At 65.0% G+C, this 15,579-nt stretch carries 16 protein-coding genes; 8 read left to right on the top strand and 8 right to left on the bottom strand.

Annotated elements, in window-relative coordinates; genetic code table 11:
- Positions 1 to 53: 53 nt before the first annotated feature.
- The 5 genes from FNA46_RS22875 to FNA46_RS22855 all read right to left on the bottom strand — a co-directional run bounded on the left by FNA46_RS22875 (position 54) and on the right by FNA46_RS22855 (position 4,179).
- Positions 54 to 809: an ABC transporter ATP-binding protein gene (locus FNA46_RS22875; protein WP_143127529.1), complete on the bottom strand. Its 756-nt coding sequence runs from the start codon at positions 807 to 809 to the stop codon at positions 54 to 56.
- 3 nt (positions 810 to 812) lie between these two features.
- Positions 813 to 1,616 (bottom strand): ABC transporter permease, encoded by an 804-nt coding sequence (locus FNA46_RS22870; protein WP_143127528.1) that lies wholly within the window; start codon positions 1,614 to 1,616, stop codon positions 813 to 815.
- 297 nt (positions 1,617 to 1,913) lie between these two features.
- Positions 1,914 to 3,023: a 3-isopropylmalate dehydrogenase gene (gene leuB / locus FNA46_RS22865; RefSeq protein WP_143127527.1), complete on the bottom strand. Its 1,110-nt coding sequence runs from the start codon at positions 3,021 to 3,023 to the stop codon at positions 1,914 to 1,916.
- A gap of 150 nt (positions 3,024 to 3,173) precedes the next feature.
- Complete coding sequence (gene leuD / locus FNA46_RS22860; protein WP_143127526.1) at positions 3,174 to 3,779, bottom strand: 3-isopropylmalate dehydratase small subunit; 606 nt, start codon at positions 3,777 to 3,779, stop codon at positions 3,174 to 3,176.
- A gap of 166 nt (positions 3,780 to 3,945) precedes the next feature.
- Complete coding sequence (locus FNA46_RS22855) at positions 3,946 to 4,179, bottom strand: hypothetical protein (protein ID WP_143127525.1); 234 nt, start codon at positions 4,177 to 4,179, stop codon at positions 3,946 to 3,948.
- A gap of 113 nt (positions 4,180 to 4,292) precedes the next feature.
- Here FNA46_RS22855 and FNA46_RS22850 point away from each other — a divergent pair, with 113 nt between their 5' ends.
- Positions 4,293 to 5,195 carry an HpcH/HpaI aldolase/citrate lyase family protein gene (locus tag FNA46_RS22850; RefSeq protein WP_143127524.1) on the top strand — a complete coding sequence of 301 codons (903 nt, stop codon included), beginning with the start codon at positions 4,293 to 4,295 and terminating at the stop codon, positions 5,193 to 5,195.
- Positions 5,192 to 5,398: a DUF1737 domain-containing protein gene (locus tag FNA46_RS22845; RefSeq protein WP_143127523.1), complete on the top strand. Its 207-nt coding sequence runs from the start codon at positions 5,192 to 5,194 to the stop codon at positions 5,396 to 5,398. Before FNA46_RS22850 ends, FNA46_RS22845 begins: the two co-directional genes overlap by 4 nt.
- An 81-nt stretch (positions 5,399 to 5,479) precedes the next feature.
- On the opposite strand, the gene FNA46_RS22840 is transcribed toward FNA46_RS22845, so the two are convergent.
- A complete protein-coding gene (locus FNA46_RS22840; protein WP_143127522.1) occupies positions 5,480 to 5,923 on the bottom strand; it encodes a metallopeptidase family protein in 444 nt (147 codons plus the stop codon).
- A gap of 171 nt (positions 5,924 to 6,094) precedes the next feature.
- Here FNA46_RS22840 and FNA46_RS26465 point away from each other — a divergent pair, with 171 nt between their 5' ends.
- The 5 genes from FNA46_RS26465 (at position 6,095) to bfr (ending at position 12,864) form a co-directional block, all read left to right on the top strand.
- Positions 6,095 to 7,072: an ImuA family protein gene (locus tag FNA46_RS26465; RefSeq protein ID WP_246103312.1), complete on the top strand. Its 978-nt coding sequence runs from the start codon at positions 6,095 to 6,097 to the stop codon at positions 7,070 to 7,072.
- 40 nt (positions 7,073 to 7,112) lie between these two features.
- Positions 7,113 to 8,540 (top strand): Y-family DNA polymerase, encoded by a 1,428-nt coding sequence (locus tag FNA46_RS22835; RefSeq protein ID WP_246103318.1) that lies wholly within the window; start codon positions 7,113 to 7,115, stop codon positions 8,538 to 8,540.
- Positions 8,537 to 11,914 (top strand): error-prone DNA polymerase, encoded by a 3,378-nt coding sequence (locus tag FNA46_RS22830; protein WP_143127520.1) that lies wholly within the window; start codon positions 8,537 to 8,539, stop codon positions 11,912 to 11,914. The genes FNA46_RS22835 and FNA46_RS22830 overlap by 4 nt, the downstream gene beginning before the upstream one ends.
- Before the next feature lie 187 nt (positions 11,915 to 12,101).
- Positions 12,102 to 12,413, top strand: a complete 312-nt coding sequence (locus FNA46_RS22825) for a (2Fe-2S)-binding protein (RefSeq protein ID WP_143127519.1) — start codon at positions 12,102 to 12,104, stop codon at positions 12,411 to 12,413.
- A complete protein-coding gene (gene bfr / locus FNA46_RS22820; protein ID WP_143127518.1) occupies positions 12,379 to 12,864 on the top strand; it encodes a bacterioferritin in 486 nt (161 codons plus the stop codon). The genes FNA46_RS22825 and bfr overlap by 35 nt, the downstream gene beginning before the upstream one ends.
- Before the next feature lie 116 nt (positions 12,865 to 12,980).
- Here bfr and FNA46_RS22815 read toward each other — a convergent pair whose 3' ends face one another.
- Complete coding sequence (locus tag FNA46_RS22815) at positions 12,981 to 13,952, bottom strand: quinone oxidoreductase family protein (RefSeq protein WP_210245915.1); 972 nt, start codon at positions 13,950 to 13,952, stop codon at positions 12,981 to 12,983.
- A 109-nt stretch (positions 13,953 to 14,061) separates the two neighbouring features.
- On the opposite strand from FNA46_RS22815, the gene FNA46_RS22810 reads away from it, so the two are divergent.
- Positions 14,062 to 14,934, top strand: a complete 873-nt coding sequence (locus tag FNA46_RS22810; RefSeq protein WP_143127517.1) for a LysR family transcriptional regulator — start codon at positions 14,062 to 14,064, stop codon at positions 14,932 to 14,934.
- A 111-nt stretch (positions 14,935 to 15,045) separates the two neighbouring features.
- Here FNA46_RS22810 and FNA46_RS22805 read toward each other — a convergent pair whose 3' ends face one another.
- Positions 15,046 to 15,576: an RNA pyrophosphohydrolase gene (locus FNA46_RS22805; RefSeq protein ID WP_143127516.1), complete on the bottom strand. Its 531-nt coding sequence runs from the start codon at positions 15,574 to 15,576 to the stop codon at positions 15,046 to 15,048.
- Positions 15,577 to 15,579: the final 3 nt, after the last annotated feature.

Below are 15,579 nucleotides of genomic sequence, written 5' to 3'. Positions count from 1 at the left end.
AACCATGCACAGGGGCGAAAAGGCCGCTCTTCTCCCCGTGCGGCCACACGCCTCTAACCCGCCAGTGATTCCTTGTAAGCCTTGATGACCTCGTCAATCCTGCCCTGCATCCGGATGCGGCCATGCTCCATCCAGATGCCCTTGGTGCACCAGGAGAGCAGCAGATCGTTGGAATGCGAGGCCATCACGAGAATGCCGGCCTTGCCGATGAACTTGCGCATGCGCTCCTGCGCCTGGCTGAGGAAGGCGGCATCGCCAGCGCCGATCCCCTCGTCGATCAAAAGGATCTCCGGGCTGATGGCGGTGGAAATGGCAAAGGCAAGGCGGGTGGACATGCCGGCGCTGTAGGTCCGGAGCGGCATGTCGAGAAACTCGCCAAGTCCGGTCAGTTCGCCGATCTCCTGGGAGCGGGCCTCGATCTCGCGGCGACTGAAACCGAGATACATGCCGCGCAGGATGATGTTGTCCCAGCCCGTGGCATCCGGGTCCATGCCAAAGCCGATGTTGAACATCGAGGCCACCTCGCCGTCGATGGAGACCGAACCGGCCGTCGGTTCATAGATGCCGGACATAACGCGCAGGATTGTCGATTTTCCCGCGCCATTGTGACCGATCAGCCCGACCCGGTCACCATGCGCGACATGCAGATCCAGCGCATCGAGCGCACGCACGACAATGCGGTTGGTGCCGTCCCGCGGACGGATCTGACCGCCGGTTGCCACCGACAGGACGCTATTCTTGATCGAACGGCTGCCGTTGTCATAGATCGGAATATCGACGACAACCCCGGAAAGGGTGATGCTGGCCAAGGATCAGCTCCAATACACGATACGCGCCCGGTAGCGGGCAAAGAACAGCACGGCGACAGCGCCCATGACGACGGTGATGACGCCACAGACCAGCCAGTTTTCCAGCACGCTCGGCTGCCCCATCAACGGCCGGCGGACGATCTCGATGAAATGGTAGAAGGGGTTCAGCATCAGAAGCCAAAGCCCTTTCGACAGCTGCTCGCCATGCCAGACAATGGGCGTCATGTAGAACAGGAGCTGCATCAGGCTGCCAATCATCATCGGCACGTCGCGAAAGCGGGCACAGACGGGCCCCAGGATCATCGTGGCAAAGATGCCGTTCAGGACGATCAGGACAAGTCCCGGAAAGACCAGCAGCGCATCCCAGCCAAGCGGCACGGCAAAGACGATGGCGACGATGATGTAGATGACGAAATTGTGGGCGAAGGTGAGGATCTGACTCCAGACGAACTGGAAGATATACACACTGAGGGGTACCTTGATCTGGCGCAGCGCATCACCGGCCTGCGTGAAGACGGTGCAGGCATCGGTGATCAGGCGGCCGATCAGTCCCCACAGGATGATGCCGACCGCCATGTAGGGCAGATAGACCTGTACGTCGATGCGGAAGATCTGCGAGTAGAGAATACCGATGCCAAGCACCATGATACCCATCGAAAGCGTCAGCCAGAAGGGGCCGATGACCGAACGGCGGTAATGCTTGCGCACATCCTGCCAGCCGAGATAGAGCCACAGCTCGCGGCGCGACAAGCCGCCTGCGATATCCTCAATGGCACGCCCGAAATTGCTGCTTGATCGCATTACCATTCCTTCTTTCCGGCCGCCACCCGGCGCTTCATATCAGCCGGACATCAAGGACGAAATGTCCCGCCTGCCACACTCGATGTTCTTGCGGCCGGGCGCATCCCGCAACGCACCCGGAAGGGGTTATAGGGCGCCGCAACGGCGACGCAACCATGGACCGCCCCTCTTGATCCACACGACGGACGAGACTGCTCCTATGCGAGGACCTTGGCGGACTTGCGGCACACATGAAAATGCCCCGCACGACGGCGGGGCATGTGATCGATGAGAGGGCGCAAGAGAGCGCCGAACCCTGCCTGATCAGGCAGACAGCGCCTTGAACTCTGCGAGGATGGCATCGCCCATCTCGGAGGTGCCGACGCGGGTTGCGCCTTCGCTCATGATGTCGCCGGTGCGGATGCCCTTGTCGAGCACGTTGGCGATCGCCTTTTCCAGGCGGTCGGCTTCGGCCACCATGTTGAACGAATAGCGCAGGCACATGGCGAACGAGGCGATCATGGCGATCGGGTTGGCGATGCCCTTGCCGGCAATATCCGGCGCCGAACCGTGCACCGGCTCGTAGAGCGCCTTGCGCTTGCCGGTCTTGGCATCCGGAGCGCCGAGCGAGGCCGACGGCAGCATACCGAGCGAGCCGGTCAGCATGGCGGCAACGTCGGACAGCATGTCGCCGAACAGGTTGTCGGTGACGATCACGTCGAACTGTTTTGGCGCGCGCACCAGCTGCATGCCGCCGGCATCGGCCAGCATGTGCTCGAGCTTCACGTCGGAAAACTTCGCCTTGTGGGTTTCGGTGACCACCTGGTTCCAGAGCACGCCCGACTTCATGACGTTGCGCTTTTCCATGGAGCAGACGGTATTGTTGCGGGTGCGCGCCAGCTCGAAGGCGACGGAGGCGATGCGCTCGATCTCGTAGGTGTCGTAGACCTGCGTGTCGATGGCCCGCTTCTGGCCGTTGCCGAGATCGGTGATGGTCTTCGGCTCGCCGAAATAGACGCCGCCGGTCAGCTCGCGCACGATCAGGATGTCGAGGCCTTCGACCAGCTCGGGCTTCAGCGATGAGGCACTGGCCAGCGCCGGATAGCAGATGGCCGGGCGCAGGTTGGCAAACAGTTCGAGATCCTTGCGCAGGCGCAGGAGGCCGGCTTCCGGGCGCACCTCATAGGGCACGTGATCCCACTTCGGACCGCCGACGGCGCCGAACAGAACCGCATCGGCCGCCATGGCCTTGGCCATGTCCTCTTCGGAAATGGCAACGCCGTGCGCATCATAGGCCGAGCCGCCGACCAGGCCCTCATCGGTGGTGAAGCCGGTGCCGAGGGCTTCGTTCATGTGGGCGACGATCTTGCGAACCTCGGCCATGGCCTCGGGGCCGATGCCGTCGCCGGGAAGAAGGAAGAGCGAGTGAGACATAAATCCGGTGTCCTTGAACTGGGCAGGCTCACCATGACGCGCCTTCAGGGGCACGCTCCCCCAAACCCCGACCGAGCCTGCCGCAGGACGAGGCGCAGAGTGTTTCAGACCGTCCGGACGCCCCCGAAGACCGAGGGCGCGGAGGCCGGCTCAGAGCCAGGGACGCTCCGACTGGACCTTCGTTTCGAAGGACGCGATCGCCGCATCGCTCTTCAGCGTGGTGGCGATATCGTCGAGACCTTCCAGCATGATGTGCTTGCGGGCCGGGTCGATGTCGAAGGTGATCTTGCCGCCATCGGGACCCGAAATTTCCTGGGCTTCCAGATCCACCGTCAGAACCGCGTTCGAGCCGCGCGAGGCATCGTCCATCAGCTTGTCGAGGTCATCCGGGGAGACGACGATCGGCAGGATGCCGTTCTTGAAACAGTTGTTGTAGAAGATATCGGCAAACGAGGTGGAGATGACGCAGCGGATGCCGAAGTCGAGAAGCGCCCAGGGCGCATGCTCGCGCGAGGAGCCGCAGCCGAAATTATCGCCGGCGACCAGGATCTTGGCGCTCTGGTATTGCGGCTTGTTCAACACGAAATCGGGGTTCAGCGAGCCGTCGTCGCGATAGCGCGCCTCGGCAAACAGGCCCTTGCCGAGGCCGGTGCGCTTGATGGTCTTCAGATAATCCTTCGGGATGATCATGTCCGTGTCGATGTTGACGACCGGAAGCGGCGCAGCAACGCCGGTGAGCTTGACGAATTTTTCCATGACCTGCCTCCGCGAGACGTTTGATGCGGATGCTGCCATAGACCAATTCCCGGACAATTTGAAGGTCACATTCCTGTCAAACGGTACTGTGACCTGTCAAACGCCACGCTGGCCGGTCGGCCAGCGGAAACACGGTGATTCGCGGAAGACCGCCGAAGACCGTGGATCAGAGATCGATGATCGTGCCGCGACCGTCGTTCCAGACGCGCATGTCGGGGCGGGCGCCCTTGGCGCGGGCGCGCACCGGTGCCGGCTTCAGGCGCGGGGTCAGCGCACGCACAACGGTGAAGACGGCCAGCATGCCGGCAAAGGCGAGGGTGATGGAAGCCGTCAGCACCACAAGGCTACCAATCGCCGCAATGCCGATGAGACCGAGGAAAACTGCGCGGATGTTCTGCATGGTTTTATGAACCTTTCTTCTTGCGTGAATGTGGGCCTTTCCGTTTCCACTTGCAAGTGCCTTGGCAGCTGTGCGCTCTTGCGTCTCATCCCGAAGCTTGTCACAAAGTCGCGATGCCCAGCACCCTTTCTCTCACGCCGCGTCCCTATCGCTCCCTGCTCAGCGTCCCCGCCATCAACCCGCGGGCCCTGGACAAGGTTCCGCAGCTTGCCTGCGACGGCGTGATCTTCGACCTGGAGGATTCGGTGTTTCCCGAGCGGAAAGACGAGGCGCGCGAGGCTCTGCGCGAGCGTCTTCCCGCTCTTGCCCGCGACGGCAGGACCCGCATCATCCGCATCAACGACCTGTCCTCCCCCTTTGCGGCCGCCGATCTTGACCTGGTGCTGGCGGTCCGGCCGGATGCGGTGCTTTTGCCGAAGGTGGAGCGCCCGCAGGATATTCTCTTCGTCCAGGAGAGGCTCGATACCGCCGGCTGCCCGCCGGAGGTGGCGATCTGGGCCATGATGGAAACGGCTCGCGGCATCCTGGAGGCCGGGGCAATTGCCGCGACAGGCGACAGGGCAGGGCGCCTTCAAGCCTTCGTGATCGGCCTCAACGACCTGCGCAAGGAAAGCCGCGTGCTGCCGCGGCCCGGTCGCGCCTTTCTGGTCCCCTGGCTGATGCAGGTGGTGCTGGCAGCGCGCGCACACGGGCTTTGCGTCATCGACAGCGTGTTCAACGATTTCCGCGACGAAGACGGCTTCGAGGCCGAATGCCGGCAGGGCCGCGAGATGGGGTTCGACGGCAAGATGCTGATCCACCCGGTCCAGATCGACGCCGCCAACCGGGCCTTTGCCCCCTCGGCCGAGGAGATCGCCGATGCGAAGGCCATCGCCGCCGCCTTTGCCCGGCAGGAGGCGGAAGACCGGAACGTCATCACCCTTGACGGCCGCATGATCGAACGCCTGCATCTGGAGGAGGCCGAACGGCTGCTCGCTCTGGTGCAGGTCCTTGAAAACAGAAAGACAATGCCATGAAAGTCTACCGCTTCCTCACCGGACCCGATGAGTCCAGTTTCTGCCACCGCGTGACCGACGCCCTCAACAAGGGCTGGGAACTGCACGGCGCGCCGAGCCTTTCCTTCAACCACGCCGAAAACAGGATGTATTGCGGCCAGGCCGTGGTAAAGACCGTTCACGGCAAGGACTACGACCCGAGCATGAAGCTCGGCGAACAGTAAGACCCCTTGAACGTGCCGCCCCGGACCGGACATGACGACCGATCCGGGGCACTCTTTGCGAAGGGGATGCGCTGGCCCCGCTCAGCCCGTGCGGTCGGCCGCCTCTTCGGCGCTTTCCTCGATGCGCTCCATGTCGTCATCGGACAGGCCGAAGTGATGGCCGATCTCGTGGATCAGCACGTGGGTGATGATATCGCCCAGCGTCTCCTCGTTCTCCGCCCAGTAATCCAGGATCGGGCGGCGATAGAGGCGGATGCGGTTCGGCAATTCGCCGGTTTCCACGGTAAAGCGCTCGGAAATGCCGCGGCCTTCGAACAGGCCGAGCAGATCGAAGGGGGTTTCCAGCGCCATGTCCTCGAACACGTCGTCATCCGGAAAATCCTCGATCTCGATGGTGAGGTCCTGGGTCAGCGCGCGGAATTCCTGCGGCAGATTCCCATAGGCCTCGATTGCCAGCGATTCGAACGTGCTGATGGTCGGGGCGTGGCGATCCCGCCAATCATCGGTCTGGTCGACACGGGCCATGTGTGCTCCTTTTTGGGAGCCATATAAGGTTTTTGAGAATTTTTTTCGAGAGCGGATTCAAGCAGCAGGCGCACAGCGTAAATGAATCTCGCGCGCCGCCCTGTTGACTCTTCCGCCGGCCTCTGGAATCCATAAGAACATAAAGTGAACATTTCGAATGGAGCCGACGTCATGGCACGACCTGCCCTGGCGCAGGAGAGGGTTTTTGCCCTGCGCGAAACGATTGCCCGCCTGGAAGGCCGCGCTCTTCCGGAACAGGCGGCCGCAGAGGCCGGGCTGCTGGCCGAACGGCTGGCGGAATGTCCGGATCGCGCGGTCGCGCCGCAGGGGCGGGCAGAAGAGGCGCGGCTGAAAACCGATGTCGCGGCCTTCGATCAGGCGCTGGAGGGCGGCCTGCCGCGCGATGCACTGACCGAGATCCGCAGCCTCGGCTTTCGCCATGCCGGCGCGGCAAGCGGTTTTGCGCTGTCGCTCGCGGCCCTTCTGCAGGCTGCGGAGCCGGATGGGACAGGCAGCCCCGTCCTGTGGATCGGCGAGCGGATGGGGAGAGGCGAGGCGGGCCTGCCCTATCCGCCCGGGCTGAAGGCTTTCGGGCTCGACATCAGCCGCTTTTTCCAGGCGCTGCCGCAGCGGCTGGAGGATGCCCTGTGGCTGGCGGAGGCGGCGCTGGACAGCGGATTGTTTGCCGCGACGCTTCTCGAGCTACGCGGCAATCCGGCCGCCTTCGGGCTGACGGAAAGCCGCCGGCTGAGCCTTCGGGCAAAGGCGGCGGGGCGGCCGCTTCTGCTTCTGCGCCAGGCGGGCGAGGAGGAGGCATCGAGTGCTGCCTTCCGCATCCTCGCCGAACCGGCGCCGGCGCTTGCGCGGCGCCTTCCCGACGGATCGATGCTCGGCGGCAGCATCGGCCATCCCGTCTTCCGTCTCACCCTGGAGAAGAGCCGCAACCCGGCTCCCCTCTCTTTCTTTCTGGAGTGGAACCCCCATGACCGCCGTTTCCTGGCTCTCGACCCCGCAAGACAGGCTCAGGCTTTCGAACCGAAGGCCGCGCATTCTGGCGCTTCATTTTCCGCGTCTGCCGACCGACCGGATCCTGCGCCGGCGCTGGGGTCTGTCCTGGCGTTTGAACGGGCGTTCGAACGGGCGTCATGACGACACACCCGTCGTGGTGGCCGGCCGGCGTGACAATGGCATGCGTCTTCTGGCACTCGACGAAACCGCAGAGACCGCCGGGCTGCGCATGGGGCAGGGGCTGGCGGAAGCGCGCGCCATCTGTCCGAACCTGATCGTCATCGAGGAGGATGCGGCCGCCGACCGGCGCCTGCTGGAGGCGCTCGCCGACTGGTGCGACCGCTTCACCCCGCTGGTCGGGCTGGACGGCACCGACGGCCTCTTCCTCGACATCACCGGCTGCACGCATCTGTTCGGCGGCGAGGCGGCGATGCTGCAGGAGATCCTGACCCGGCTGACGCAGATGGGCCTTGCGGTGCGCGGCGCGATATCCTCGGCCCCCGGCCTCTCCTGGGCGCTTGCCCGTTTCGATGGCAACCGGATCGTCGCCGAGGACGAACAGGAGGGCGTGCTGGCGCCGCTGCCAGTCGCGGCGCTGCGCCTCGACGACACGCTGGTGCAGGCGCTCCACAAGGTGGGCCTCCGGCAGGTGGGCGATCTCCTGGAGGCGCCGCGGGCGCCGCTCGCCCGCCGCTTCGGCGCGGACCTGATGCTGCGGCTCGACCAGGCGACCGGTGCCGACGAGGAACCGATCTCGCCGCGCCGGCCGGTTGCGCATCTGTCGGCGGAGCGGCGGCTGGCGGAACCGATCCGGGCGCAAGACGACATCCTGGCCCTTGCCGCCACCGTCGCCGAAGGACTGAAACCGGGGCTGGAAGCGCGCGGGGCGGGCGGGCGCGTGTTCGAACTGGTGCTGTTTCGCGTGGATGGCCAGGTGTTTCGCCTGAGCGCCGGCGCCTCGCGGCCCTTGCGCGATCCGCCGCGCATCGCAAAGCTGTTTGCCGAGCGGCTCAAGGGATTGCATGACGATCTGGATGCCGGCTTCGGTTTCGAGATCCTGCGCATCAATGTGCTGCACCACGAGGTGTTCGACAGCACCCAGGGCGATTTCGAGGGCGATGACCGCCGGAGCCTGTCGCTGTCCGATTTCGTCGATCAGGTCTCGGCCCGGCTGGGACCGGAGGCCCTGCAGACCTGCCAGCTGCGCGAAAGCCATGTGCCGGAACGGGCGTTTCGCATGGAACCCGCCTTGCGGCAGGCACCGGCCCGCATTCCGCTGCGGGAGGCGCCGCCGCTGGGCGTGACCGTGTCGCGGGCGGAGCGGCCGCTTCGGCTGTTTGCCCGGCCGGAGCTCCTGGAAACCTTTGCGGTGGAGGTGCCGGACGGCCCGCCGATGCGCTTTCGCTGGCGCCGGCTGACCCACCGGGTGCTGAGGGCCGAAGGACCGGAGCGGCTGGCGGCGGAATGGTGGCGGGACGGCGAGGAGGCCCTGACGCGGGATTATTTCCGGCTGGAATCCGACAGCGGCCAGCGCTTCTGGGTCTATCGCCAGGGCCTCTATGACGAGGTGGCGCATCCGCGCTGGTTCATGCACGGGATCTTTGCATGACGATGCCCCCGGCCTTCTGCGAGATCGGCGCGCGCACCAATTTCTCCTTCCTGGAGGGTGCCTCGCATCCGGAGGAAATGGTGCAGGCCGCCGCCGAACTGGCGAGATGCGGCGAGCTTTGCGGGCTTGGCATTGCCGACCGCAACACGGTGGCTGGCGTGGTGCGCGCCCATGCGAAGCTGCGCGATCTGCCGGACGACGTGAACCTGAAAGTGCAGCCGGGCGCCCGCCTGGTCTTTGCCGACGCAACGCCCGACGTGCTGGCCTTTGCCTGCAACCGCACCGGCTGGGGCCATCTCTGCCGGCTGCTGAGCGCCGGCAACCTGCGCAGCGACAAGGGCGACTGCCGGCTGTTTCTCGACGACCTCCTGACCTGGGGCGATGGACTGATGCTGGCCGTGCTGCCGGGCCGCCATCTGCTTGATGATGCGGCAGCGGGCGAGGCCTTTGCGCAGCTGCTTGCCAGGCTGCGCGAACGCTTTGGCACGCATCTCAGCGTGGGGCTTTCGGCCGAATATGACGGGCGCGATTCGCTGGCCTTTGCCAGCGTGGCCCAGTGGGCCGAAGCGGCGCGGCTGCCGCTGATCGCCACCAACCAGCCGCTCTATCACCACCCGGGCCGGCGGCCGCTTTGCGATGTGGTGACCGCCATCCGCGCGCATGTGACGGTGGAAGAGGCAGGCTTCCGCTTTGCCGCCAATGCGGAACGTTTCCTGAAGCCTGCCTCCCGCATGGCCGGCATCTTCCGGCGCTATCCGCAGGCACTGGCCGAAACCACCCGCTTCTTCGAGCGGCTGCAGTTTTCGCTGCGCGAGCTGCGCCACAACTATCCGGAGGAACGCATTGCCGGCGAAACACCCTCCGAAACGCTGGAGCGGTTGGTGCAGGCCGGCGCGGAAAGACGGTTCGGACACGAAATCACCGACACGATCCGCCGGCAGATCCGCGAGGAGCTGGACCTGATCCGCGAGAAGCAATATGCGCCCTATTTCCTCACCGTGCGCAACATCATGGACTATGCCCGCTCGCAGGACATTCTCTGCCAGGGGCGCGGCTCGGCCGCCAACTCCATCGTCTGCTATTGTCTTGGCATCACCGATGTCGATCCGCGCAGATCCTCGCTGCTGTTTGCCCGCTTCCTCTCGACCGAGCGGGACGAGCCGCCCGACATCGACGTGGATTTCGAGCACGAGCGGCGCGAGGAGGTGATCCAGTTCATCTACCGCACCTATGGGCGGGAGCATGCGGGGCTGGCGGCGGCCGTCACCAGCTACCGCACCCGTTCCTCCGGCCGTGAGGTCGCAAAGGCCTTCGGCCTGTCGGAAGACGTGCAATCGGCCCTTTCCAGCACTGTCTGGGGCTGGTCGACCGACGGCCTGTCGGAGCGGGAGGCGAAGAATGCAGGGCTCGACACGGAGGATGCGACGACACAGCGCGTGCTGACCTATGCCCGCCAGCTGATGGATTTTCCCCGCCACCTGACCCAGCATGTGGGCGGCTTCGTGATCACCCGCGACCGGCTGGACGAGGTGGTGCCGATCATGCCGACGGCGATGCCCGGCCGCTACATGATCGAATGGAACAAGGACGATCTCGACACACTCGGCATCCTGAAGGTCGATATTCTCGCACTCGGCATGCTGACCTGCCTCGCCAAAGCCTTCCGGCTGCTGGAAAGCCATTACAGGCGGCCGGAAAGCCTGCCTTCGATCCTCGCCGACCAGAACGACGCGGTCTATGACATGATCTGCCGGGCGGATACGGTGGGCGTCTTCCAGATCGAGAGCCGGGCGCAAATGAGCATGCTGCCGCGCCTGCGCCCCCGCATTTTCTACGATCTCGTCATCGAGGTGGCGATCGTGCGCCCCGGCCCGATCCAGGGCGACATGGTGCACCCTTACCTGAAGCGCCGCGAGGATGAGCGGAGGGGCCGCGACATTCCCTATCCCAGCGAGGAACTGAAGGCCGTGCTGGCGCGCACGCTGGGCGTGCCGCTGTTCCAGGAACAGGCCATGCAGATCGCCATCGTCGCCGCCGAGTTCAAGCCGAGCGAGGCCGACCAGCTGCGCCGCGCCATGGCCACCTTCCGCCGCACCGGCACCATTCATCACTTCCGCGAGAAGATGGTGGGCAACATGATCCGCCGCGGCTACGACCCGGATTTTGCAAGGCGCTGTTTCAGCCAGATCGAGGGTTTTGGCGAATACGGCTTTCCGGAAAGCCATGCCGCTTCCTTCGCGCTGCTGGTCTATGTCTCCTGCTGGTTCAAGGCGCTCTATCCGGATGTGTTTCTCGCCGCGATCCTGAACGCGCAGCCGATGGGTTTTTATGCCCCCGCCCAGCTGGTGCGCGATGCGCGCGAGCACGGGATCGAGGTGCTGCCGGTCGATGTGAACCTTTCCGACTGGGACGCGAGCCTGGAAGACGGCAAGCGGTTCGACGCCCGCCATATGGCGCCGCAGCACCGGGAGATGAGCACCGTCATTCAGGCGCGAAAATCCGTGCGGCTGGGCTTCCGGCTGGTCAAGGGCCTGTCGGAAACCGAGATCCGTGGAAAGCTGGTGGCGGCGCGCGGCGAGGGCTATCGCTCGGTCCGCGATCTGTGGCAGCGCTCCGGCCTCAACCGCGCCGCCATCGAAAAGCTGGCGGAGGCGGATGCCTTCCGCTCGATGGGGCTCGACCGGCGCCAGGCGCTCTGGGCGGTGCGGGCGCTCGATACCGCAAGCGCCCGCGACAGCCTGCCGCTGTTCGAACGGGCCGGCCACGAGGACCTGCAGCAGGAGCCGGCAATGGACCTGCCGGAGATGCCACCCGGCGAACAGGTGATCGAGGATTACCGCAGCCTCACTCTGTCGCTGAAGGCGCATCCCGTTTCCTTCCTGCGCGGGGAGCTTGCGGGGCGGGCGATGGTAACGACGGCCACCCTCAGAACCGCCGAGAAGAACCGCCGGGTGGAGGTGGCAGGGCTGGTGCTGATCCGCCAGCGACCCGGCACGGCCAAGGTGATCTTCATGACGCTGGAGGACGAGACGGGCACCGCCAACATCATCGTACGGCCAAAGATCTTTGCCCGTTACCGCGCCGTGGTGATGGCGGCCCGGCTGGTGCGCATTCGCGGACTTTTGCAGCGGGAAAGCGACGTGATCCACGTGATCGCCGACCAGATCGAGGACCTCACCCCGATGCTGGGGCTGTTGCAGGCAGAGAAGCGCCGCTTCGGCGTCTGCGAGCGCGCTGACGAGGTGCTGCGCGCCACGCTCGACCATCGGGAAAGGATGGCCCGCAAGGCGGCCAGTGCGCAACGCGCAGCCTCTGCGCAAGGCCCGCTCGACGAGAGCGCGCGGGTTCTGCCGAAGGGCCGCAATTTTCATTGAAAAGGCGGAAGAACCACGGCCTCCGCCAATTCCGGCCTCCTGCTCGAACGCCCGTCACGCCCTTGTGAGCGGCAAGAGCCGACGGGCAGCCCCGTCGAGGCCGGCGGGCCGATTCATTTTTCTTGACATCTGCCGTCCTGTTTATCAAAAAGGGGACATCCAACATCATGTTTGATGGCTAATACGCATGCTCGTCTGCAGTTGCAATTACATTACCGATCGGGAGATCAGGGACGTGATCAACGGCCTCCTCGATGAGGACTGTTGGCAGCTGATCGTGCCTTCCAAGGTGTATCACGCCATGCAGAAACGCGGCCGTTGCTGCGGCTGTTTCCCCAATGTCGTCGACCTGATCATCCGCGCCACGGAAGAATATCACGCGCGCCGCCACTCGACGGAAGCCGAGGTTGTCGATTATATGTCTCGCCTCAGAAAGTTCCATGAAGACAACAGGAGAGCGGACATTGAAAGGCGACAAAAGAGTCATCGAGCGGCTTAACGAGGCCCTTTTTCTCGAACTCGGCGCAGTGAACCAGTACTGGCTGCACTACCGTCTGCTCGAAGACTGGGGCTACACCAAGCTCGCCAAGAAGGAACGCGCCGAATCCATCGAGGAAATGCAGCACGCCGACAAGCTGGTGGCACGCATCATCTTCCTGGAAGGCCATCCGAACCTGCAGACGCTAGCACCGCTGCGCATCGGCCAGAACGTGCGCGAAGTGCTCGAAGCCGATCTCGCCGGCGAATACGACGCCCGCACCTCCTACAAGACCTCGCGCGACATCTGTTACGAGGCCGGTGACTATGTCACCATGAAGCTGTTCGAGGAACTGCTGATCGATGAGGAAGGCCACATCGACTTCCTCGAAACCCAGATCGAGCTGCTCAACAAGCTCGGCGAAGAGCGCTACGGCCTGCTGAACGCCGAATCCGCCGACGCTGCCGAATAAGGTTTTCTCTTGCCACATCGAAAGCCGGCTATCGAGTGTAGCCGGCTTTTTTTCATGCCCGCATGCCAGCGCTGTCGGCCGGAGGGATAGTCCGCGGCCCTCCTCTCACCGCTGAATCAGGGGCGGAGCCAGGCGCTGCCAGTGATGCGGCCCGCCTCCAGATCGGCATGCGCCCGCGCAGCCTCCGTGAGCGGATAGGCCTGCTGCGGCGCCTCGAACAGGTTCTCCTGCATCAGCGACAGCACGGCATCGACCGCCGGTCCATAGACCTCCCGGTTTGCGCTGAAGACCATGACGCTGGGGCGCGACAGGGCATTGGAGCGCAGCGCGGCAAGCGGCACCGGCGGCGCGACGCCCGCCACCTGACCGATGCTGGCGGTCATGCCGAAGGGGCGCACGCAGGCGATCGTCCCGGCAAGCGTGCCGCCGCCGATGCCGTCGATCGCCAGATGCACGCCGTCACCCGCCGTCAGCGCCGCCACCTCGGCGGCGAAATCGACGTCGCGTCCGACGACCACGTGATCGGCGCCATGTCCGCGGGCCAGCGCTTCCTTTTCCGGGCTGCCGACGGTGGCGATGACCTCTGCGCCGAGCCGCTTTGCCAGCCGCACGAGGATCGAGCCCAGACCGCCGGCCGCGGCATGCACGAGCACCCGCATGCCGGCCCGCAGCGGATACACATGCGAGAGCAGCATATGGGCGGTCAGACCGCGCAGCAAATTGCTGCCGGCCTGCTCGAAGGCCACTGCCTCGGGAAGCGGGATCGTCCGCCAGGCCGGCAGAAGGCGATGCGTGGCATAGGCGCCAACCGCCCCGGCATAGACAACCCGCTCACCGACCGCGAAATGATCGACGCCTTCGCCGACGGCCTCGACGATACCGGCACCCTCCACGCCGGGAATGCCCGGCAGAGGCAGCGGATAGGCGCCGCTGCGGTGATAGACGTCCACGAAGTTGAGCCCGATCGCCCGCTGCGCGATCAGAACCTCGCCCGGACCGGGCAACAGGCGCGGAAGCTGAACGGCGTGCAGAACCTCGGGGCCGCCGACGGCGGACACCTGCATGGAATAAGGCGTTGCATGGGTCATGGCTGATCTCCTTTACGGCAGACTGTACGATGTGTGCCCTCTGTGCGAAATTCCTCTATATTGCCCAGCACATGGGAAGAAACGCACAACGGACGAGGCCGGCAAGAGGATGGACTGGGACGATCTTCGGCACTTTGCCGCCTTTGCCGAACAGGGCAGCCTGCTGTCTGCGGCCCGCGCGCTTCACGTGGAACATGCCACGATTTCCCGCCGCATCGAAGCGCTGGAGCGCAGCCTTTCGCTGAAACTCGTCGACCGGCGCGGCCGCAAGCTGCGGCTGACGCCCGAGGGAGAGCGGATCGTCGCGATCGCCCGCCGGATGGAGGGGGAGGCCGAGGCAATCGCCCGGATCGTGCGGGGGGCTGCGGAGGATGTCTCGGGCGAGGTGACGATCTCGGCACCGCCCGCCTTCGGCAGCATCGTGGTGGCACCGGCGCTGGCCGGCCTCAGCCAGCATCACCCGCGCCTGACAATCCGGCTGTTCGGCGAGGCCCGCACCGCAGCCCTCAACCGGCGCGAGGCGGACATCGCCATCCGGCTCAGCCGACCGGGCGAGGGCGACCTGACGCTGACGAAGCTTGGAACGCTTGCCTTTTGCGCCTATGCCGACCCGGCGCATCTGGCGGCCAACGAGCCACAGGACTGGCTGTTCATCGGCTCGGATGGCGAGGTGCGACAGTCGCCGCAGCAGCGCGAACTGGAAAGGCTTGCCGCCGGGCGCCGCTTTGCCATCTGGTCCGGCGAGGTTGCGATGCAGATGGCGCTCGCCTGCCACGGCGCCGGCATTGCCATGCTGCCGGATTTCCTGCAGCCGGAGCGCCAAGGGCTGGCGCTGGCCTTTCCGGAGGCCGCGCCCTTGATGCGTGAGGCCTGGCTGGTCGTTCACAGCGACCTCACCCATGCCCCGGCCGTCAGAACCGTGATCGATCATCTCACCGTGGCGATCCGGGCGGTGCTGCGGCAAGGCAGCGGTTCGCCCTGACGCCACAGAGCGCCGTACATCCCCCTGAGCGGACACGGCATAACGCGCCGTGAAACCGATCATCTCCCGTCCGAAAAATCCTCACCGGATGTCCGGCCGAGGGGCTGGCCCTCAGCCCGGCACACCGGCCAGATGCGAAAACTCTGCCACGACCTTCTCATAGGCCGGACGCTTGAAGGAGACGATCAGCCCAGGAAGGTCCGCCATCGGCTTCCAGTCCCAGGCGTCGAATTCCTGGTGCTGGCCGCTCGGCGGGTTCTCGATGTTGATCTCGCTCTCCTCGCCTTCGAAACGGAAGGCGAACCAGCGCTGGGTCTGGCCCCGGAACTTGCCCTTGAGACCGATGCCGATCAGATGGGCCGGCAGATCGTAATTGATCCAGTCCTTCGCCTCGGCCAGCAGAGAAACCGTCTTCATGCCGGTTTCCTCGAACAGTTCGCGATAGGCGGCCTTCAACGGGTCCTCGCCTTTGTCGATGCCGCCCTGCGGCATCTGCCAGAGCTGCGGCGAGCCATCCGACTCGCTGTTGTTTTCCGAGAGCCGCCTGCCGACCCAGACCAGTCCCTGCCGGTTCAGCACCATGATGCCGACACAGGGGCGATAGGACAGTTCATCTGCCGTGCGGTGTTTGTCGTGGCTCATCCA

The sequence above is a fragment of the Affinirhizobium straminoryzae genome (assembly GCF_007004135.1).
GTDB lineage: Bacteria > Pseudomonadota > Alphaproteobacteria > Rhizobiales > Rhizobiaceae > Neorhizobium > Neorhizobium straminoryzae.
The sequence above is the reverse complement of the archived record's forward strand: the minus strand, read 5'-3'. Positions and strand labels throughout refer to the sequence as shown.

Coding starts and splice junctions, on each gene's coding strand:
- FNA46_RS22850 (WP_143127524.1), top strand. CDS start 4,293: ATGCCCAGCACCCTTTCTCTCACGCCGCGTCCCTATCGCTCCCTGCTC.
- FNA46_RS22845 (WP_143127523.1), top strand. CDS start 5,192: ATGAAAGTCTACCGCTTCCTCACCGGACCCGATGAGTCCAGTTTCTGC.
- FNA46_RS26465 (WP_246103312.1), top strand. CDS start 6,095: ATGGCACGACCTGCCCTGGCGCAGGAGAGGGTTTTTGCCCTGCGCGAA.
- FNA46_RS22870 (WP_143127528.1), bottom strand. CDS start 1,616: ATGGTAATGCGATCAAGCAGCAATTTCGGGCGTGCCATTGAGGATATC.
- FNA46_RS22825 (WP_143127519.1), top strand. CDS start 12,102: ATGCTCGTCTGCAGTTGCAATTACATTACCGATCGGGAGATCAGGGAC.
- FNA46_RS22805 (WP_143127516.1), bottom strand. CDS start 15,576: ATGAGCCACGACAAACACCGCACGGCAGATGAACTGTCCTATCGCCCC.
- leuD (WP_143127526.1), bottom strand. CDS start 3,779: ATGGAAAAATTCGTCAAGCTCACCGGCGTTGCTGCGCCGCTTCCGGTC.
- FNA46_RS22840 (WP_143127522.1), bottom strand. CDS start 5,923: ATGGCCCGTGTCGACCAGACCGATGATTGGCGGGATCGCCACGCCCCG.
- FNA46_RS22810 (WP_143127517.1), top strand. CDS start 14,062: ATGGACTGGGACGATCTTCGGCACTTTGCCGCCTTTGCCGAACAGGGC.
- leuB (WP_143127527.1), bottom strand. CDS start 3,023: ATGTCTCACTCGCTCTTCCTTCTTCCCGGCGACGGCATCGGCCCCGAG.
- FNA46_RS22830 (WP_143127520.1), top strand. CDS start 8,537: ATGACGATGCCCCCGGCCTTCTGCGAGATCGGCGCGCGCACCAATTTC.
- FNA46_RS22855 (WP_143127525.1), bottom strand. CDS start 4,179: ATGCAGAACATCCGCGCAGTTTTCCTCGGTCTCATCGGCATTGCGGCG.
- FNA46_RS22835 (WP_246103318.1), top strand. CDS start 7,113: ATGCGTCTTCTGGCACTCGACGAAACCGCAGAGACCGCCGGGCTGCGC.
- FNA46_RS22815 (WP_210245915.1), bottom strand. CDS start 13,952: ATGACCCATGCAACGCCTTATTCCATGCAGGTGTCCGCCGTCGGCGGC.